This is a genomic window from Enterococcus sp. AZ109 (assembly GCF_051714625.1).
In the GTDB taxonomy this organism is placed as follows: domain Bacteria; phylum Bacillota; class Bacilli; order Lactobacillales; family Enterococcaceae; genus Enterococcus_A.
Genome location: NZ_JBIOSF010000001.1, coordinates 2,632,747 through 2,651,459, shown reverse-complemented (window position 1 = coordinate 2,651,459; position 18,713 = coordinate 2,632,747). Strand labels below are relative to the sequence as shown.

At 41.9% G+C, this 18,713-nt stretch carries 18 protein-coding genes and 1 tRNA gene; 3 read left to right on the top strand and 16 right to left on the bottom strand.

Going from position 1 to position 18,713, the window contains the following annotated elements; all coding sequences use genetic code 11:
- Positions 1–24: 24 nt before the first annotated feature.
- Positions 25–612 carry a peptidylprolyl isomerase gene (locus IGI42_RS12955; RefSeq protein ID WP_438716289.1) on the bottom strand — a complete coding sequence of 196 codons (588 nt, stop codon included), beginning with the start codon at positions 610–612 and terminating at the stop codon, positions 25–27.
- A 215-nt stretch (positions 613–827) separates the two neighbouring features.
- Between IGI42_RS12955 and IGI42_RS12950 the strand changes: the two genes are divergently transcribed.
- A complete protein-coding gene (locus tag IGI42_RS12950; RefSeq protein WP_438716288.1) occupies positions 828–1,817 on the top strand; it encodes an NAD(P)/FAD-dependent oxidoreductase in 990 nt (329 codons plus the stop codon).
- Between the two features lie 12 nt (positions 1,818–1,829).
- A complete protein-coding gene (locus IGI42_RS12945; protein ID WP_438716287.1) occupies positions 1,830–2,339 on the top strand; it encodes a phosphatidylglycerophosphatase A family protein in 510 nt (169 codons plus the stop codon).
- 151 nt (positions 2,340–2,490) lie between these two features.
- Here IGI42_RS12945 and nifJ read toward each other — a convergent pair whose 3' ends face one another.
- The 14 genes from nifJ to IGI42_RS12875 form a co-directional block, all read right to left on the bottom strand.
- Positions 2,491–6,024, bottom strand: a complete 3,534-nt coding sequence (gene nifJ, locus IGI42_RS12940; protein ID WP_438716286.1) for a pyruvate:ferredoxin (flavodoxin) oxidoreductase — start codon at positions 6,022–6,024, stop codon at positions 2,491–2,493.
- A 15-nt stretch (positions 6,025–6,039) separates the two neighbouring features.
- Positions 6,040–7,458, bottom strand: coding sequence for an NADPH-dependent glutamate synthase (gltA, locus tag IGI42_RS12935; RefSeq protein WP_438716285.1), 1,419 nt, complete (start codon positions 7,456–7,458; stop codon positions 6,040–6,042).
- Complete coding sequence (locus tag IGI42_RS12930) at positions 7,451–8,287, bottom strand: sulfide/dihydroorotate dehydrogenase-like FAD/NAD-binding protein (RefSeq protein ID WP_438716284.1); 837 nt, start codon at positions 8,285–8,287, stop codon at positions 7,451–7,453. The genes gltA and IGI42_RS12930 overlap by 8 nt, the downstream gene beginning before the upstream one ends.
- 28 nt (positions 8,288–8,315) lie before the next feature.
- The gene (locus IGI42_RS12925; RefSeq protein ID WP_438716283.1) at positions 8,316–8,759 is read right to left on the bottom strand and encodes a flavodoxin; all 444 of its coding nucleotides are present in this window, start codon (positions 8,757–8,759) and stop codon (positions 8,316–8,318) included.
- Between the two features lie 585 nt (positions 8,760–9,344).
- Positions 9,345–10,157 (bottom strand): RnfABCDGE type electron transport complex subunit B, encoded by an 813-nt coding sequence (locus IGI42_RS12920; protein WP_438716282.1) that lies wholly within the window; start codon positions 10,155–10,157, stop codon positions 9,345–9,347.
- Between the two features lie 13 nt (positions 10,158–10,170).
- Positions 10,171–10,761, bottom strand: a complete 591-nt coding sequence (locus tag IGI42_RS12915) for an electron transport complex protein RnfA (protein ID WP_438716281.1) — start codon at positions 10,759–10,761, stop codon at positions 10,171–10,173.
- Positions 10,761–11,438: an electron transport complex subunit RsxE gene (gene rsxE, locus IGI42_RS12910; protein ID WP_438716280.1), complete on the bottom strand. Its 678-nt coding sequence runs from the start codon at positions 11,436–11,438 to the stop codon at positions 10,761–10,763. The genes IGI42_RS12915 and rsxE overlap by 1 nt, the downstream gene beginning before the upstream one ends.
- Before the next feature lie 14 nt (positions 11,439–11,452).
- Positions 11,453–12,007 (bottom strand): FMN-binding protein, encoded by a 555-nt coding sequence (locus tag IGI42_RS12905; protein WP_438716279.1) that lies wholly within the window; start codon positions 12,005–12,007, stop codon positions 11,453–11,455.
- Positions 12,004–12,945 (bottom strand): RnfABCDGE type electron transport complex subunit D, encoded by a 942-nt coding sequence (locus tag IGI42_RS12900; RefSeq protein WP_438716278.1) that lies wholly within the window; start codon positions 12,943–12,945, stop codon positions 12,004–12,006. Before IGI42_RS12900 ends, IGI42_RS12905 begins: the two co-directional genes overlap by 4 nt.
- On the bottom strand, positions 12,942–14,267 hold the full coding sequence (rsxC, locus tag IGI42_RS12895) for an electron transport complex subunit RsxC (RefSeq protein WP_438716277.1): 1,326 nt from the start codon (positions 14,265–14,267) through the stop codon (positions 12,942–12,944). Before rsxC ends, IGI42_RS12900 begins: the two co-directional genes overlap by 4 nt.
- 297 nt (positions 14,268–14,564) lie before the next feature.
- Positions 14,565–15,200 carry a TIGR01906 family membrane protein gene (locus IGI42_RS12890; protein WP_438716276.1) on the bottom strand — a complete coding sequence of 212 codons (636 nt, stop codon included), beginning with the start codon at positions 15,198–15,200 and terminating at the stop codon, positions 14,565–14,567.
- Entirely contained in the window at positions 15,193–15,963 is a 771-nt protein-coding gene (locus tag IGI42_RS12885) for a TIGR01457 family HAD-type hydrolase (protein WP_438716275.1), read from the bottom strand. The genes IGI42_RS12890 and IGI42_RS12885 overlap by 8 nt, the downstream gene beginning before the upstream one ends.
- 5 nt (positions 15,964–15,968) lie before the next feature.
- Positions 15,969–16,562: a YutD family protein gene (locus IGI42_RS12880; protein WP_438716274.1), complete on the bottom strand. Its 594-nt coding sequence runs from the start codon at positions 16,560–16,562 to the stop codon at positions 15,969–15,971.
- A gap of 34 nt (positions 16,563–16,596) precedes the next feature.
- Positions 16,597–17,979, bottom strand: coding sequence for a bifunctional metallophosphatase/5'-nucleotidase (locus tag IGI42_RS12875; protein WP_438716273.1), 1,383 nt, complete (start codon positions 17,977–17,979; stop codon positions 16,597–16,599).
- A gap of 85 nt (positions 17,980–18,064) precedes the next feature.
- Between IGI42_RS12875 and IGI42_RS12870 the strand changes: the two genes are divergently transcribed.
- Positions 18,065–18,520 carry a methylated-DNA--[protein]-cysteine S-methyltransferase gene (locus IGI42_RS12870; protein WP_438716272.1) on the top strand — a complete coding sequence of 152 codons (456 nt, stop codon included), beginning with the start codon at positions 18,065–18,067 and terminating at the stop codon, positions 18,518–18,520.
- Between the two features lie 42 nt (positions 18,521–18,562).
- Here IGI42_RS12870 and IGI42_RS12865 read toward each other — a convergent pair.
- Positions 18,563–18,646: transfer RNA gene (locus IGI42_RS12865), tRNA-Leu, on the bottom strand.
- Between the last annotated feature and the right edge of the window lie 67 nt (positions 18,647–18,713).

The following is an 18,713-nucleotide window of genomic DNA, read 5'->3' as shown; positions in this document are numbered from 1 at the left end:
AAATCGGCTCAATGGCCGATTTTTTTATTCGCTTACTTCAATAGTTTCAATGACTACATCATGAGTTGGACGGTCTTGTGGTCCACGTTGAACGCCACCAATAGCATCTACTACGTCCATACCTTCTACTACATGTCCAAAGACTGTGTGGCGGAAGTCTAACCAAGGTGTGCCTCCTTGTTTGTAGGTCTCAACGATTTCGCCAGGGAATCCGGCTTCTTCTAGTTGAGTCATCATGTTAGCTGGAACATTTTGGTTGTTTACGATAAAGAATTGGCTGCCGTTTGTGTTTGGGCCAGCATTCGCCATTGATAAAGCACCACGCAAGTTATAGACATTGCGAGAAAATTCGTCTTCAAATTTATCACCATAGATGCTTTCACCGCCCATACCTGTACCGGTTGGATCGCCACCTTGGATCATGAAATCAGGAATGACACGGTGGAAAATTACGCCGTCGTAATAGCCTTTTTTAGCTAATTCAACAAAGTTTTTCACTGTTTTTGGTGCTTCTTCTGGGAATAATTGAACAACGATATCGCCCATATTAGTTTTAATAGTTGCTTTTGGACCCTTATGGTCTGCTAAATTTAATTGTGGAAATTGAGTCACAGATGTAGCCTCCTTTAATTTTGTCTCGTTCTATCATAACAAACTTTACAGGTTTTTCCACGTAAATTTGATTGATGGATTTACTTTTTTATTGGTCATCGATTGAACATGGCTTCTTTACTAAGATTATTTCCCACTTCATCCGTCACACAACCTCATCTTGGTAGGTTTTAAAAAAGTTTGATACAATCAGTAGCAAAGAAAGGAAGAAGACAATGGAACTTTTTGATATAACAATCATCGGAGCAGGTCCAGTAGGTATGTTTGCGGCTTTCTATGCGGGGATTCGCCAAGGCAAGACTAAATTAATCGACAGCTTGCCCCAATTAGGCGGCCAGTTGACTACACTTTACCCTGAAAAAAACATTTATGATATTCCGGGATTCCCAGAGATCAAAGCAGCGGATTTAGTGGAAAATCTGGAAAAACAGTTAAGGACTTTCCCTCATACCTATTGCTTAGAAGAAGAAGTAACTGATCTAATACAACATGAGGATTATTTAGAGTTGGTTACTAACAAAGGGACCCATTACACGAAAGCGGTCGTTCTTGCTATCGGAAGCGGCTCATTTCAACCGAGACGCTTGCAAGTTGCAAACAGTGATCAATTTGAAAATAGAGGTATTGATTATTATATCAATGACCCAATGAAATATGCCGGTAAAAAAGTTGCAATTGCTGGCGGCGGTGACTCGGCGATTGACTGGGCATTGATGTTAGAGCCAATTGCAGAAAAAGTCTCTATCATTCATCGCCGCCCACAATTTCGCGGACACGAACACAGTGTTGCACAATTGAAGGCTTCATCTGTTGAAATTTTGACATCCTACTTAGTTAGCAACGTGTCTGGAGAGCAACAGTTGGATACTGTGACTTTACAAAAAGTTAAAACAGATGAGACAATGGAATTAGATGTGGATTATTTAATCGTAAACTATGGCTTTATTTCTTCCTTGGATCACCTGAAAAGCTGGGGATTAGAGACCACACGTCAAGCTGTGTTGGTGAACTCGGATATGAGCACCTCCGTTCCAGGCGTTTATGCGTGTGGTGACATCGCTACCTATCAAGGGAAGGTTAAACTGATCGCGACCGGCTCGGGAGAAGCCCCTACTGCGGTCAATAATGCGTTACATTACATTGATCCAGAAACCCGGAGACAACCTAGTCACAGCACTAGTTTATTTCCTAAAATTCAAGGATAACGGAGGAGTATTATGGTTTTTGAGACAACTGCTTTAGAGAAAAAGGCGCGCACTTTGCTGATTGAACGAGGAGTGACCATCCAAGATATCGGGGAACTTGTTTTCTTCCTGCAAAAAGATTACATCGACAAACTAACCTTAGACATGTGTATCCATAGTGTGGAACGTGTGTTAACAAAACGGGAAGTGCACAATGCCATCATCACTGGTATTCAATTGGATAAATTGGCCGAAAAGAAATTATTAGATTCCCCACTTCAAGAAATACTCGAGGAAGATGAAGGTTTATACGGAATCGATGAGATTATGGCTTTATCCATTGTCAACGTCTATGGATCAATTGGTTTTACCAACTATGGTTACATTGACAAAGTGAAGCCTGGTATTCTAGAAAAACTAAATTCTCATGACGGCAAATCGGTGCATACCTTTTTAGACGATTTAGTAGGTGCAATCGCCGCTTCTGCTGCCAGTCGTTTGGCACACGAAGATCCTGAAACATTAGATGATTTAATAAACTAAATACACGTCAAAAAGCTAGGCAGCACATTCCTTAAGAATGACGCCTAGCTTTTTGACGACATTTAAACAACCACAATGGACAGACAAAAATCCTCCAGCACAAGATACTTACTCAGCGGCTTGTACTGGAGATATTGTTTACTCATGTGGCTTATTTTTTGGGTTTCATTAATTCATTGTAGCTGGATAGTCGTTGTTCGGCATCTTCTACCGTTTGATTCAGCATTTCTTCTACTTCTGCATCATCTTTTTTGATGTTATGCAGTGCAGAGAAACGAGTCTGACCTTCTAGGAAGTCATTCATCTTGCTAAAATCGGCTTTCTTGAAGTCGATTCGCAACGGATCTTTTCCTTTATCCGCTTGACGAGGATCAAAACGATACAACTGCCAATAACCAGATTCTACTGCTTCCTTAGATTCTTCAATCGACTTACTCATACCACCACGAATCCCGTGATTAATACACGGTGTATAGCCGATAATAAGAGAAGGTCCTGGGTAGCTTTCGGCTTCTTGAATTGCCTTCAATGCTTGGTTTGCATTTGCTTCAATTGAAATTTGGGCTACGTAAACATCGCGATAAGTCATTGCAATCATACCCAAATCTTTTTTCTTCGTTTTCTTCCCACCAGCTGCAAATTTCGCAATCGCCGCTGACGGTGTTGCCTTAGACATTTGTCCACCAGTATTTGCATAAACTTCGTTGTCCATAACAAAGATATTAACATCTTCACCAGAAGCTAAGATGTGATCAATTCCACTGAAACCAATATCATATGCCCAACCATCGCCACCGACAATCCACTGGCTAGGTTTTGCAAACATATCTTTATCCGCTAAGATCGATTGCAATACTGGATCAGTTTCTTCTGAAAGAACCGCTGTTAGTTTAGCGGCACGTTGTTGTGTTCCGTCACCTTCAGACATATGGTCCAACCAATCTTGCATCAAGGCCTTCGTCTCTTCAGAACCTACGCCTTGAGCAAGGGCATCCCGCATTTTATTAGCAACCCGATTCCGCTTGGTTTCATTGGCTACGTGCATTCCTAAACCGTACTCAGCATTATCTTCAAATAGCGAGTTACTCCAAGCAGGTCCGCGGCCATCTGCGTTCACTGTATATGGTGTCGCTGGTGATGAAGCTCCCCAGATTGATGAACAACCTGTTGTATTGGCAATCATCATTCGATCTCCATATAGCTGAGTTAATAATTTAATGTATGGTGTTTCACCACAACCCGCACAAGCGCCAGAAAATTCAAGTAATGGCTGTTCAAATTGCGAGCCTTTAACTGAAAATTTCTTCACTGGGTTTTCTTTTTGTCTTAGTGTCATGGCAAAAGCCCAATTCATTGCTTGTTCTTTTTGTTCTTCATAAGACTTCATTACTAATGCTTTTTCTTTAGCTGGACAAATTTCAACACAAAGCCCACAGCCCGTACAGTCTTCCAATGAAACTTGAATACGGTACTTCAAGCCGTCTTTACCACGCATATCGCGAGTGACAAATCCTTCTGGTACTTGCTCCATTTCCTCTTCGTCGGCTAAGAACGGACGAATCGCCGCATGCGGACAAATAAAGGCACATTCATTACACATTGTACAAGCTTCTGGAATCCACTCAGGAACTTCTAAGGCAATTCCTCGTTTTTCATAAGCGGTCGTTCCAGATGGCATAACCCCACCTAACATACCATTTTCAATTAAGTCGTTTACAGAAAGTTGGTTACCTTCTTGACGGTTAATTGGTTCTAAAATATTGCGAACATAAGCTGGTTTGCTTGGATCTGGATCCGCCAATGGACGAACTTCTAAATCAGCCCATTCAGCTGGAATCTCGACTTTTTTCAAGTTTGCAAAGGTTTCATCAATGGCTTGATAGTTGCGTTCTACGACAATTTTTGATTTTTTGCCATAGGCTGCTTCAACTTCGCCTTTTAATAACGGCAAGAAAGTTTCGCGATCCATAATATCGGTCAATTCAAAGAATGACGTTGACATAACCATATTGATTCTGCGACCCAAACCAACTTTTTGGGCAATTTCCATCGCATTGATAATGTAAAAATTGATGTTGTGCTCTGCTAAGTAGCGTTTAATGCGATTTGGCAAGGCTTGTTTGACCTTCGCTTCATCCCAAACAGTATTAAGCAGGAATGTACCGCCATCTTTCAAGCCGCGTAATAAATCGTATTGATGGACATACGCATTGTTATGACAGCCAATAAAATCAGCTGCTTCGACATTGTAAGTGGATAAAATCGGATCTTTCCCAAAACGCAGGTGAGAATTGGTTACCCCGCCTGATTTTTTCGAATCATAAGAAAAGTATGCTTGCGCATAATAGTCCGTGTTATTTCCGATAATCTTAATCGCTTGTTTGTTGGCACCGACTGTTCCATCTGAGCCAAGTCCCCAGAATTTTGCTTGGAAAGTTGTTTCAGGAGTTAAGTCTAATACTTCACCCTGAGGCAATGACAGATGAGTCACATCATCATTGATTCCGATGGTGAAGCGTTGTTTCATGTCTTCCACCGGCAATAGTAAATGATCATAGACTGCAACGATTTGATCTGGTGTTACGTCTTTTGATGCGATTCCGTAGCGTCCGCCAATAACAATCGGACGATTAGAATGACGATAAAGTACACTTTGCACATCCAATAGCAACGGCTCACCATCTGAACCAGGTTCTTTTGTACGGTCTAAAACGGCAACCTTTTCAACTGTAGCTGGCAGTTTTTCCAACAGATTTTCTGCTGGAAACGGACGATACAAATGCATATCGATAAAGCCAACTTTGCGACCTTGTGCATTCAAATAATCCACGGTTTGCTGGATTGCTGGTGAAGCTGAACCCATAGCAACGATAACTTCAGTTGCTTCTGGATCACCATAATAGTTCGTTAAATCATAGTTTGTACCACGCAGCTCATTAATCTTTTGCATATATTTTTGGACAATCGCTGGCATTTCATCGTAATAACGATTAACGGTTTCCCGTTGTTGGAAATGAATATCGGGATTTTGAGCGGTACCTGAAACATTCGGATGATTTGGATTCATCCCTAATGCTCTAAATTCAGCTAACGCTTCCCAATTCACCATATTTTTTAAGTCTTCGTAATCGATTGCTTCAATTTTTTGTAGCTCGTGACTGGTTCTAAATCCGTCAAAGAAGTTCATGAAAGGCAATTTACCTTCGATACTTGCTAAATGGGCAACAGCTGACAGATCCATTACTTCTTGGACACTGCCTTCAGCTAACATACAAAAGCCTGTTTGACGTGCTGCCATTACATCACTGTGGTCACCAAAAATACTCAACGCATTGGTTGAAACTGCTCGAGCCGCTACGTGAAAGACGCTAGGCAACAATTCCCCTGCGATTTTGAACATGTTTGGAATCATTAAAAGTAATCCTTGAGAAGCCGTGTAAGTTGTTGTTAGGACGCCTGTCTTCAAAGAACCATGAACCGTTCCAGCCGCCCCTGCTTCTGATTGCATTTCAACTACTTTGACAGTTTCGCCAAAGATGTTTTTGCGGCCCTGTTCAGCCCACTCATCAACGACTTCTGCCATTGTTGAGCTTGGTGTGATTGGAAATATCCCTGCAACTTCGGTAAATGCATAAGAAATATGAGCAGCTGCCGTATTTCCATCCATCGTTTTCATTGTTTTCATCAATTTGCCCTCCGATTAGACCGGTTGCTCTTGCAACTTTTTATTTTGAACGTAGTTATCAATTTCGTTTGCTGCAATCTTACCAGCACCCATTGCCAAAATAACGGTCGCTGCACCGGTCACAATGTCTCCTCCAGCATAAACGCCTGGAATAGAGGTGGCACATGTTTCTTCGCTTGCATCGATGTAGCCCCATTTGTTCAAAGAAAGCTCTGGGAAAGTATCTAGCAAGACTTTGTTGGCACCTTGACCGATGGCCTCAATCGCGGTGTCCGCTTCGATAATAAATTCGCTGCCTGGAATCGCAACTGGTCGTCTCCGACCAGAATCATCTGGTTCTCCAAGCTCCATTTGGATACATTTTACTGCTACTAAACGACCTTCTTCGTCACCGATATATTCGATTGGATTCGTTAACCAATGGTAGTTAATACCTTCTTCTACAGAGTGATGGTATTCTTCTTCCCTGGCTGGCAACTCTGCCAATGAACGTCGATAAACGATGGAAACATTCTCTGCTCCTAGACGTTTAGCTGAACGTGCCGCATCCATTGCCACATTTCCGCCGCCAATAACGACAACATTTTTTGATGCTTGAACTGGCGTATCATATTGTGGGAATTGGTAGCCATGCATTAAGTTGATCCGAGTTAAATATTCACTTGAAGAGTAAACACCCTTCAAAGAAGTTCCCTTAATTCCTTGGAAATTCGGCGCACCTGCTCCAACTGATAGGTAGCAAGCATCAAACTCTTCCAAAATCTCATCCATTGTGATGGTTTTTCCTACTACCACGTTGGTTTCGATTGTTACCCCTTGCGCTTTGATCCGTTCGATTTCATTGTTTACTACTTTTTTAGGCAAACGGAATTCTGGAATACCGTAAGTTAACACGCCACCTGGAGCATGCAATGCTTCATAAACTATTACTTCATAACCCAGTTTTGCCAAGTCGCCTGCTGCTGTTAATCCAGAAGGTCCTGAACCAATAACGGCAACTTTGCCTTTATCGCCCTCGGCTTCCTTATACTCAATTGGTTGATCTAATGCCCAGTCTGCTACTAAGCGCTCTAGTTTACCAATGGCAACTGGTTCGAATTTCTTCGAGCGGCCCAGACGGCAGACCATTTCGCACTGCTTTTCTTGAGGACAAACACGCCCACAAATGGCTGGCAAATTGGTATAACGACTTAATACTTCATACGCACGAGGCATGTCGCCTTCTTCGATTGCTTTAATGAATCCAGGAATGTCGATCATAACTGGACAATTTTCGATACACGGTGCATTTTTACATTGCAAACAGCGGCTTGCTTCTAATTGACCTTCTTCAAGTGAGTAACCTAGAGCAACCTCTTCGAAATTATGACAACGAACCTCAGGTGCTTGCTCTTTCATTGGCGTTTTGGTATAACTTCTTTTTACTTTAGCCATTATGACTCACCTGCTTTTCATAGATTTCGTTAGCCTGTAATTCTTCAGGACGATACTGCTGCATCCGGCTAATAAATTCATCCCAGTCCACTTCTTCTCCAAGGAATTCTGGTCCATCAACACAAGCAAACTTAATGCTGTCAGCAACTGTTACCCGACAGCCGCCGCACATACCAGTGCCGTCGATCATAATCGGATTCAAAGAAACATAGATTGGCACATCATGCTTTTGCGCCGTGATCGTACAGAATTTCATCATGATACTTGGTCCAATTGCCCATGCAGTATGGATGTCTTCTCTTGCAAAAACTTCCTCCATTGCTTGAGTAACCAGTCCTTTTTGACCAATTGACCCGTCATCTGTCATTAAAATCAGCTCATCAGAATACTCTTTACATTCATCTCTTAAAATTAACAGGTCCTTTGTTTTCGCTCCAAGAATGGTAATTACCCGATTTCCTGCTTCTTTCAAGCCTTTTACAATCGGGAATAAAGCGGCAATACCTACTCCGCCGCCAACTAGCATAACGGTCCCGTAATTTTCAATCTCTGTCGGTTTTCCTAGCGGTCCAACAACATCTGCTAGGGACTCGCCTTCCATTACTTTTGCCAGCTGTGCGGTTGACTTGCCAATTACTTGGAAAATCAAACGAACAAGACCAGCTTCTGGATCTACATCCACAACTGTCAATGGAATCCGTTCCCCAAACTCATCAATTCGCAAAATAACAAACTGACCAGGTTTTGCTTTTTTGGCGATTCTTGGCGCATCGACAAATATCTCAAACTCTATCGGTGCTAATTCTTTTCTTTTCACTACTTTAAACAAGTTATCACCTCAACCTTTTCCCTGAAGTCTATGCCTCAGCTAAAGCTTTAACGAGTGCTTTTAATACTTCCTCGTCTTCATCGTCTGCTTCATTTTCGATCATGACTGTTTCCCCAACTTTTTTTGCGCCCGTTTTTGCAAAAGCTCCATCAAAATCAATTGCTGCTTGACAGAAATAATCTGGATACAACTCACTATCACCACTTCCAACAACCGCATATACTTTACCAGAAAGATCTTGATCAGGTAATTCTTCATACAAATCTTCTAAATCAAAAGGACGTTCGCCGTCTCCATCTGTATAAGTAGCTAATACACAAATATCTGCATCATCGTAAAAATCTGCGTCAGCGTCATCTGCTTCTACACGTTCTACATCTATTCCAGCTTCTTTTAAAGCATCCTCCAAAATTTCAGAAATTCCCTCTGTGTTACCTGTATTGCTTGCGTAAACGATTTTTGCTAATGCCATGTTAGTCATCCTTCCTTTTTTGTATGATTTATACCAGTAATTTTACTGATATTGACAAGTGTTAAAAGCGCTTTACTAAAACTTTATGGTACTACTTGCAACAAATATTCATCACTAAGGTCGATCGCTTCCTTTTCGACTTACTCGAAATCTATACTAAGGAGTCTATGAAAAAGAGCCTATCTGACCTAGCACTAAATTATTTGTATCAAGATAATTATAACAAAAAAATGGCGCAATTGTAGGAAAACAGTTAAATAAGAATGAGAACTGTTCTCAAGTGTTTACAACTAAATTGCTACACTTTCTAAGCCCTGATAAATACTGGTCTTATAACAAATATTCTTATTTGCATCTTTAATCATTCGACAGATATCTCTATCTGTTTTTTTTGAAATTTAATGTTCATACACCTCTGTTATACATCAACGCTATAATTAATCCGCACTGTTATATAACAACGCAGGCGAATATCCTCTTTACTTAGAGATGAGTTACTATTTACAATCTCCAAAAAAATCCTGCCTCGTACCGGATAGCAGGATTTTACTTCTTAATTATACATGGGTTGAACTACTTTAAAAATTAGCTTTTTACCGTTTCTTTCACTGGCATCTCCACAATACAATTTTGCGGACAGACCTCGACACACTCACCACAATTGATACATAACTCTGGATCGATTACCGCAACGTTATTTTCCATTGTAATGGCCTTTTGTGGACAAGTTTTGACACACCGGTTACAAGAGATACACCCTACATCGCAAATCTTACGTACGCCGCCGCCTTTGTCTTGGTTAGAACAGGCAACAATCGAGGTATTTTCTGCGGGTAATATCTTAATTAAGTTTTTTGGACAAGCAGTGATACATTTTAGGCAACCCACACATTTATCAGGATTGATTTTGGCAACACCATCCACAATATCAATAGCATCATAGGCACAAACTGCCTCACAATCTCCGTAGCCCATACAGCCAAAGCGGCAAGACTGGGGTCCCCCAAAGAGTTGGTTGGCACCATAACAAGTCCCTGTTCCTAGGTAGTCCATTTTTTTATTGGTAAATTCACAAGTACCATTACAACGGACGAATGCGGCCACTTTTTGAACTTCACCGACTTCTACACCTAATATCTCCGATAACGCTTGACGGGTAACCGCCCCGCCAGGTGTACAGTTGGTTGCTTCAGCTTTTCCTTCTGCCATTGCTTTGGCATAGCCATCACAGCCTGAAAATCCACAGGCACCACAGTTAATTCCCGGTAAGGCTTCGCGCAGTGCTTCTTCTTTTTCATCTACCGGTTTATGGAAGATAATTGTCGCTAATGAAAGAATGACACCAGCGATCAGACCCATTCCACTCACAATGCCAATGGGTATCATGATTTCCATCATATGTTTACACCTCCTATTGGAATAAGCCTTCTGCCAAACCGGCAAAGCCTAGAAACGATAACGCAACAATTGCGGCAGCGATTAACGTGATAGGCAATCCTTGAAGCGATTTAGGAATATCATTGCCTTCTAAACGACCACGAACGCCAGCGAAAATTACCATTGCTACTAAAAATCCAACGCCTGCCGCAAAAGAGTTAACGATCGATTGAACATACGAATAACTTTTTGAGAAGTTCAAAATGGTTACTCCTAACACAGCACAGTTCGTTGTAATCAATGGCAGGTAAATCCCCAACGCATTGTACAAAGGTGTCATATAGCGTTTCATCACAACCTCAACTAATTGAACTAAAGCGGCAATTGTTAAGATAAAAACGATGGTCTGTAAATAATCTAAGCCCAATGGAACCAATAACGAACTATATAATGGATAAGTCACCAAAGTTGCCAGTACCATAACAAAAGTAACTGCTAGTGACATTCCAACGGCTGTATCCAACTTTTTGGATACCCCTAGAAAAGGGCAAATCCCCAAAAACTGAGATAAAACAAAGTTATCGGTCAAAATTCCGGCAACTAAAATCGTCACAAAGGCCTGCATCAGCTTTCACCTGCCTTATCTTCACAAACAGTCGTACATGCTTCGGCGATTGGACAAGCAGAACAGTCCAGATCTTTTGACGTACGATCGCCCAATTTATTTGCCAGCATTACTAAAATACCAAAGACGAAAAATCCGCCAGGCGGCAATAACATAATGGTCATCGGCGGAACAAAGCCTGCTGTGATAGGAAAGCCAAGCAAAGTACCGCTACCGATCAATTCACGAATGCCTCCCATACATAAAAGAGCCATCGTAAAGCCCACACCCATACCCAAACCATCTAAAGCAGAATGGAGCACCGGGTTACTTTTCGCATAGGCTTCGGCTCGTCCAAGAATAATACAGTTTACTACGATTAAAGGTAAATAAATCCCTAATGTCGCATCTAATGCAGGTGCTAATGCTTTAACCGCCAATTGAACGACGGTTACAAATCCAGCAATGATCGTAATAAATGCCGGAATCCGAACGCGATCAGGAATCACTTTACGCAGCAGGGAGATCACGACATTCGATCCCAACAATACGACAGTTGCTGCTACACCCATCCCTAATCCATCCATCGCTGAAGTTGTCACAGCCAAGGTTGGACAGGTTCCTAGCATCAGACGAAGAACCGGATTTTCGGTAATCAGCCCTTTCGTAAAAATAGCGGATGCTTTTTCTTTTTCCATTAAATCTCCCCCCTTTAGTTTTCCGAAGCCGCCACTTGTTCAAAAAGAACTAGTGCTTCTTCTACTGATTGTGCGACAGCATTTGACGATCTTGTTGCACCTGTTACTGCTTCAACTTGGTTTTCAGTTGGTGCATTCTTTACAACCTCGGGCGTTCCAGTAAGTCCGGCAAACTGATCAATAAAATCTTTTCTGGTCACATTTTGACCTAGTCCAGGCGTTTCGTTTGAAGCATCTAAGATATCAATTCCCACAATTTCACCATTTGAGATTGCGCTCATTACACTGACATCACTACCATACCCGTAAGCTTGTGTAACAAAAAGATAGCCTAAGGTCTCTCCTGATGCATCTAGTGCTTTAAAAGCTTGATTATCTCCGGAAACATCGACTTCCTCGAATTCATCCGCTTTGATTAGTTGGCTCATCACGCTTTGGGTTTGTGCCCACTCTTGTTCAGCGATTCGTTCTTTAAAGACGGAACGGGTTCCAGCTACGGCAAAAGTAACAACTAAACAGATCACAAAAAGGCATAAGGCATCGGTAAAGATCACTTTTGATTGTTTCATTTTGCTTTCGCCTCCTCACCAAAGACTTTAGGAATTGTCAAATTCTCAATGTGAGGAACTAAAATATTCATTAATAAAATGGCGTAAGAAACCCCTTCAGGTAGTGCTGCGAAAAAGCGAATTGCAATGGTGACAATTCCGCAACCAATTCCGAAAATTATCTTACCTTTTCGGGTGATTGGCGATGTTGTATAATCGGTCGCCATGAAAATAGCCCCTAGCATTAACCCACCAGACATCATCTGATACAGCGGATTGGCGCCTAACAACGTACTCAAAATTGCCACAGTACCTATGAAACAAAGAGGAATAATTGGTGAAATCACTTTACGTGCGATTAAATAGATACCACCAATCAGCAACGCCAGTGTACAGGTTTCACCTAAACTTCCCGCCCGTACGCCTAAAAACATATCCATTAATGAAGGAATTGGCTGACCAGTCTGAACAGCTGAGAAATAGGTCGCTGAGGAAACAACATCTGATCCCACCATCATGTAATCCATCGGCGGCTGCCAAGTACTCATTTGAGAAGCAAAGGACATTAATAGAACGATTCGAGCAGTAATGGCTGGGTTTACAAAGTTTTGACCCACACCACCGAAAAATTCCTTAACGATCACGATTGCAATGGCTCCCCCTAAAGCAGCCATCCAAAATGGCAAAGTCACTGGCAGATTCAGCGCCAGTAAGATACCCGTAACCACAGCGGTTAAATTCTTAATCGTATCCGGTCGCTTTAAAATTTTTCTAGTTAAGTATTCACTTAACACACAGGAACCAACTGTTACTAAAATCAGCATAAGTGCTCGAAAACCAAAAATAATAGTGGAGGCAATAACAGCTGGTATCAAAGCAATAATCACATCAAGCATGATATTGCGACTACTGCGCCCGCAATGGAGATGTGGTGAAATTGAAACAGGTAACTTATTCATTTAGCTGCCTCCCTTTCTAATAATTTTGCTTGCTTCATCGATTGAACTAAGCGGCGACCTGCTGGGCAAACATAAGCACAACAACCACACTCCATACAGGCAGATACATTCAGTTTTTTCAATGTTTCTACATCATTGTTCCGGGCACAACGTTCGATCTGTACCGGTAGCAAGGACATTGGACAGGCGGTTACACAGCGGCCGCAACGAATACACGGTGATTCCTCAGGTAAGCCATGTGCCTCCGATAAAAGCGTGATTGCATTTGTTTGTTTCGTAATTGGCAATTCAAGGGAATATTGGGCAATTCCCATCATTGGCCCACCTAAGATGACTTTACTAGGCTCTTCAATAAAACCACCACAAAATTTCACGACATCACTGATCGGTGTACCAATTGGCACGATGACATTTTTAGGTGTCGCAATATTTCCATCTACGGTGATTCGTTTTTTGATCAACGGAACGCCTGTCTCCAAGTACTCTTGCAAGCGAGAGATTGTTGAGATATTCATGATTAAGCAACCTACTTCAGAAGGAAGTTTACCAGGCGGAACCTTGCGACCAGTTGTCGCATAAACCAACATTTTTTCCGCTCCTTGCGGATATAAAGAAGGAATCTCCATCACATCAATTGTCGGATCCAGATCAGCCAGCTCGTTCAACCGATCACGTAAAATCTGCAATCCTTTTGGCTTATTGCTCTCAATCCCTACAACCCCGTGAGGAATTTTCAAATACTTCATGACTGCCTGCATACCAGCGATGATTCGTTCAGGATATTCCAGACTTTCGCGATAGTCTGAGGTGATAAAAGGTTCGCATTCTGCTCCATTGATTACCAGTGTATCAATCGGTGTTTCATCTTTGACCGCCAGCTTTACGTGCAGCGGAAAACCAGCTCCTCCGATCCCAACTAGACCACTGTCTCTTGCAGCCTTCAACAGATCTTCTTTAGAATCGATCGAAACTGGTCCATGTTCAGCAACCTTTGTATCAAGTCCGTCATTTTCAATATGAATAGCGTCACACATCTGTCCGTTCGACAACATGACCGGCTTGATTGCCTTCACCTTGCCTGAAACCGAAGCATGAATCGGTGCGGACACGAAGGCCTCCGAGTCACCAATTACTTGTCCCACAGAAACAACTTCCCGCGCTTTTATAGTCGGTTTACAAGGACCACCGATATGTTGCTGTAGCGGGATGATTACTCTTTTCGGCGGATCAATTATAACGCTTTCATCTTCTGCCGTATTTTTGTTATGGGGAACTTTCACACCTCCTTTGAACTTTGCAATTGCTTTCACCAATGTTTCCATACACAATCCCCCCTGTAATAAGAAGAGCACCACGAGCTTTCATCAAGTTCGTGAAGCTAGACCTCGTTATTGTTACTAAACTAAGATTTACGCTTGTGAAATACTTCTCATTTAAACGTTTAAAATTAATCAGTTCGTGCTTTGCATCTGTTATTATTATAACCTTTTATAAAGCCCTTTCACAATCGATTCCAGTGAGAATCGTTCTTAATCAAAAACAACGTCAGCCTTTTGGCCAACACAAAAAACGGTGGATAGGACTAAGAAGTCCATCACACCGTTGCTGGTTCATTGATTTTATAATTTTTTTAGCGCACGTTTTCCGATCAAAACTTGCAGAATAAAAAATACTTCTAGCAAGACAAAAAACAGGATGAAGCAATGGAGGAAAAATTCCTCAGGTAATACGTTAATAATCGGGTCCGTCGCTGGATTAAAAATCCACGCATCGTTATTGAAAAAGACACCATGAAAAGCCACAAAAAACCGATCAAAACCCATCGCCATCACGACAGCTACTACTAATGGCACAACTACGGCTATCTGGAATGGCTGAATCAGTGTCCAAAGTCTTTTTTGCTTCACTAAATGGCGCAAATAGAGAACACTAGGAATCAAACTAACTAATAATACACTATAATTTAGCAAAAAAAGTCGTTTCACCTCATAAAAATGTAACGCACCACTAGCCGATACTGGAAAATCAGCCATTTGCAACTCACTTACCCAAGGTGTATTTAAATAATGCATCAGCTGACCAAAATTGGCTAATAGTTCTTTTTCAGACAATGTTGTGTAGTTTAATAAATCCAACTGTTGAATATCCCAGCGATACAACCAAGGGGCATTAATAGTTAAGGTAATTGCCAATGTCAGCAGCGTAAAAATCCAACAAACTAGTCCGGCTCGCTCCAGCCACAGCTGCTTACGCATCAAAATCCCACTCATCTAATGAGTCAACAATATACGTTGGCTGATCTGGCAAGGTAGGGACATCGGATTTTTGAGTGAAGCCAGAAAGAACTAATAAGGAATCAATGCCATTATCGATACCCGCACGGATATCCGTCAGATAATTATCGCCTACCATCACGACTTCTGATTTTTTCAGTCCTAATAGTGCCACAGCTTTATCCATGATAATCGCTTCAGGCTTTCCAATATAGGTTGCTGTTTGCTGGGTAGATGTCTCCAAAAAGGCAATTAGTGAGCCCGCTCCTGGTAATAATCCCCGTTCATTGGGAATGTTTTTATCTGGATTGGTTCCAATGAACATGGCGCCTTTTTGAATGGCTAAGGTCGCCAAGACGAATTTTTCATAAGTCACTTCGTTGTCTAAGCCTACCACTACATAATCAGGCGCCGTTTCATCCCATTCAAAGCCTGCATCTAAAATCGGATCCCGTAATCCAGGTTCACCGATAATAAACACTTTCTTCCCCTTGTTAGCGTCCTTCATGAAATCAATCGTCGCTAATGTTGCTGTATAAACCGTCTCAGCGGTCACATGAATATCAAATTCATCCGCTAAACGTGCGGCAACTGCTGCTGGGGATTTCGTCGTATTGTTCGTCAAAAAACGGAAAGGAATATTTCGTTTTTGCAGCTGCTCCACAAAACGTCGGCCAGCTAGTATGGGTTCCTTCCCACGGTAAATCGTTCCATCTAAATCAATCAAATAACCGTTGTATTTCAATAGCCTTACTCTTCTCTTTGTCGAATAACGAAGCGACCATCATTTTCCTTGGTCTTCATCGTTGCTTCTTTTTTCGGTTTGCGGTTTTTAATCACTGGTTTTTTCTTGGCTGTTTCTTTTACGGGCACTTTTTTCTCTTCAATGTGTGCCTGGTTTGGATTTCGGCGTGATTTTTTACGTTTTTTCCGATTGCTGTTTTGGCGTTTGCCGCCTACACGCTCAATCACAAAATAAGCACAGCCAAAGTTACAGTATTCATATAAGTAATCTTCTAATGTATCGATACGTTGTTCAGGATTGCTTTTGCGATCATCCGCCCGGAAAAAGCCCTTTAGGCGTAATTGATCGTAGCCCCAATCACCGACAATATAATCATAACGAGAGAGCACCTCGCTAAAGCGTTCGCCTAATCGTTCGGCATCAAAGCCCTCGCGATAATCTACCGCTATCCGGTATTGACGTTCACCGATCAATAGGTTCGTCTCGTCTACTCGTGTGACAAGCTCCCCTTTTTTCTTTTCTTCAGCGGGGGTCTCGACGATTTCTTCCAACGCTTCTGCCACTTCATCAGTCACAGTTTTCTTTTCTTTAGTTGTCATCGTTTCACCACCTGTTTGCTATTATACCTTGTTTTTATTGGATTGGGTAGTGAGCTTTTAGATAGTCACCCAACACACTGCGAATAAACTCTGGAAATAAGAACTCATACTCACCAGCAATTTCGATCGTCGGAAAGAAAGGTAAGAACATATAATGGTCTACCGTAGCCAACGTGTACTTAGCTGTTGGGTCCACGGGTTCACCTAACCAGCAAACTTTCCGATTCACGCGATCATAAGACAATCCTTCATAAACTAGATGGCCAAAAACTTTCCCCCGAAAGCCCATCCCGATTACTGGAAAGTTGATCAAGAAATGACGGTTCTTCTCCATTTCTAAAATCAAACGAATCAACTCATTTCCCAGTAATGTCACCTTGATTAAATGCATCGGATGAGGCAAGGAGGTATGCAGTTGATCTTGGTTAACAATCCCGGCAGGAATATCTTCTAAAAATAGCCCAGAATTCAAAATAGCTACATCTGTGCCTGCTTTCTCTTTGACTGCATGCAGTGCATATTCAATCATCGGATGTTCAGCATGTATATCAGCACTCATACTAAACGGCATGTCGGCAACGGTCTTTTCTGCTAATAAACGATGCCCTTCGGTTAAGTAGTCGTCAATTTCTACTTGATCCTCAGGTAGTTCTAGCATTTTCTCCGTCGCATAGGTATGAGCAGATGTACGAACAATCTGATGATCGTCGTCTACATAGATATGCACTTCCCCTACATAATAGCCGTATTTTCCCGCAGCTGCGATTTGAACTCCTGCAACAACTTCACCCCGTTCAAATAAGTGATGGGTGTGAGAACCTAAAATAATATCGATCTCTGGATGAGCCCGAGCTATATGACGATCGGCACTGATTCCTAAATGACTCATTAGAACCAATACGTCCACCTGCGGACGCAAACGAGCGATTAAATCAGGTATAATATCCTCCACTTGTCGGATATCCCAGCCATTGGGATTGTAGGTCAATGGAAAAGGTGCAGTAAAAGCCATTAAGCCGACTTTGGTGCCATTTTTAGTGGTAATAATTTTAGAAGCCTGTGACCACTCCGGTGTCTGTAACGTTTGCTTGTCAAATAAATTATCTAGCAGCACGTCAAAGTTTGCCTGATCATATAAATGGTTCAGGTCGTCTTTAGAGTTTCCAACACCTTCATTGTTACCGATTGTTGCCGCATCGTAATGAATTTGATTCATTAGATGCACATTTGCTTGTCCGTTAGTTGCTTCAGTTAAGGGATGCCAGCGATCGACAAAATCTCCGAGATCCACGGTGATTACCTCTTGACCCGGCTGTTGATCTTCTTGCTGACGAGTATGTAAAAAACGGCGGATCTTAGGCCAATTTTCCAAATGGGAATGCAGATCGTTGGTATGTAAAAGAATAATTTTTTCCATATTTTCGCTTCTCTCTGACCGGTTTTTGTTGGTTCTATAGTACCATAATCCTAGTATATTTAATGGATTGGAGGCATTAATCAACATGAAATTTGATACTTCTTTAGGTCCGCTGTGGTTAGATGCAAACGAACACGCATTGACTACTGTTTCTTACACGGAACTCTCTGAATCGCCAACAGCCAACTCCGCTATCTTGAAGCAAGCAAAAGACGAAATCCTAGCCTTCTTGGCTGGTGATTTAACAAACTTTACGGTTCCCTATGAATTTACTTACGGAACCTCTTTTCAACGGGAAGTTTGGCAGACCCTAGTTGAGATTCCCTATGGTGAAACCTGTTGCTATCAAGAAGTGGCTGCCAAAATTGGACGTTCGCAAGCTGTGCGGGCAATCGGTCAAGCCAATCGACGCAATCCCTTGCCGATCATCATTCCTTGCCACCGTGTGATTGGAAAAAGCGGGAAATTGACAGGCTACACAGGATCAAGTTCTGAAGGATTAGCCATTAAGCAGCAGCTTTTAACCATTGAACAGAGATAGAAAAAAGCTCCGAATCTCACAAAAAGATTCAGAGCTTTTTTATGCGGCCGAGAAGACTCGAACTTCCACGGTATTGCTACCACTAGCGCCTGAAGCTAGCGCGTCTGCCAATTCCGCCACGACCGCATGAATCTAGAGTAAAACAAAGAGCGAAATTTTGCAATGATTTTTTCCTTACCAGTACCGATAAAAC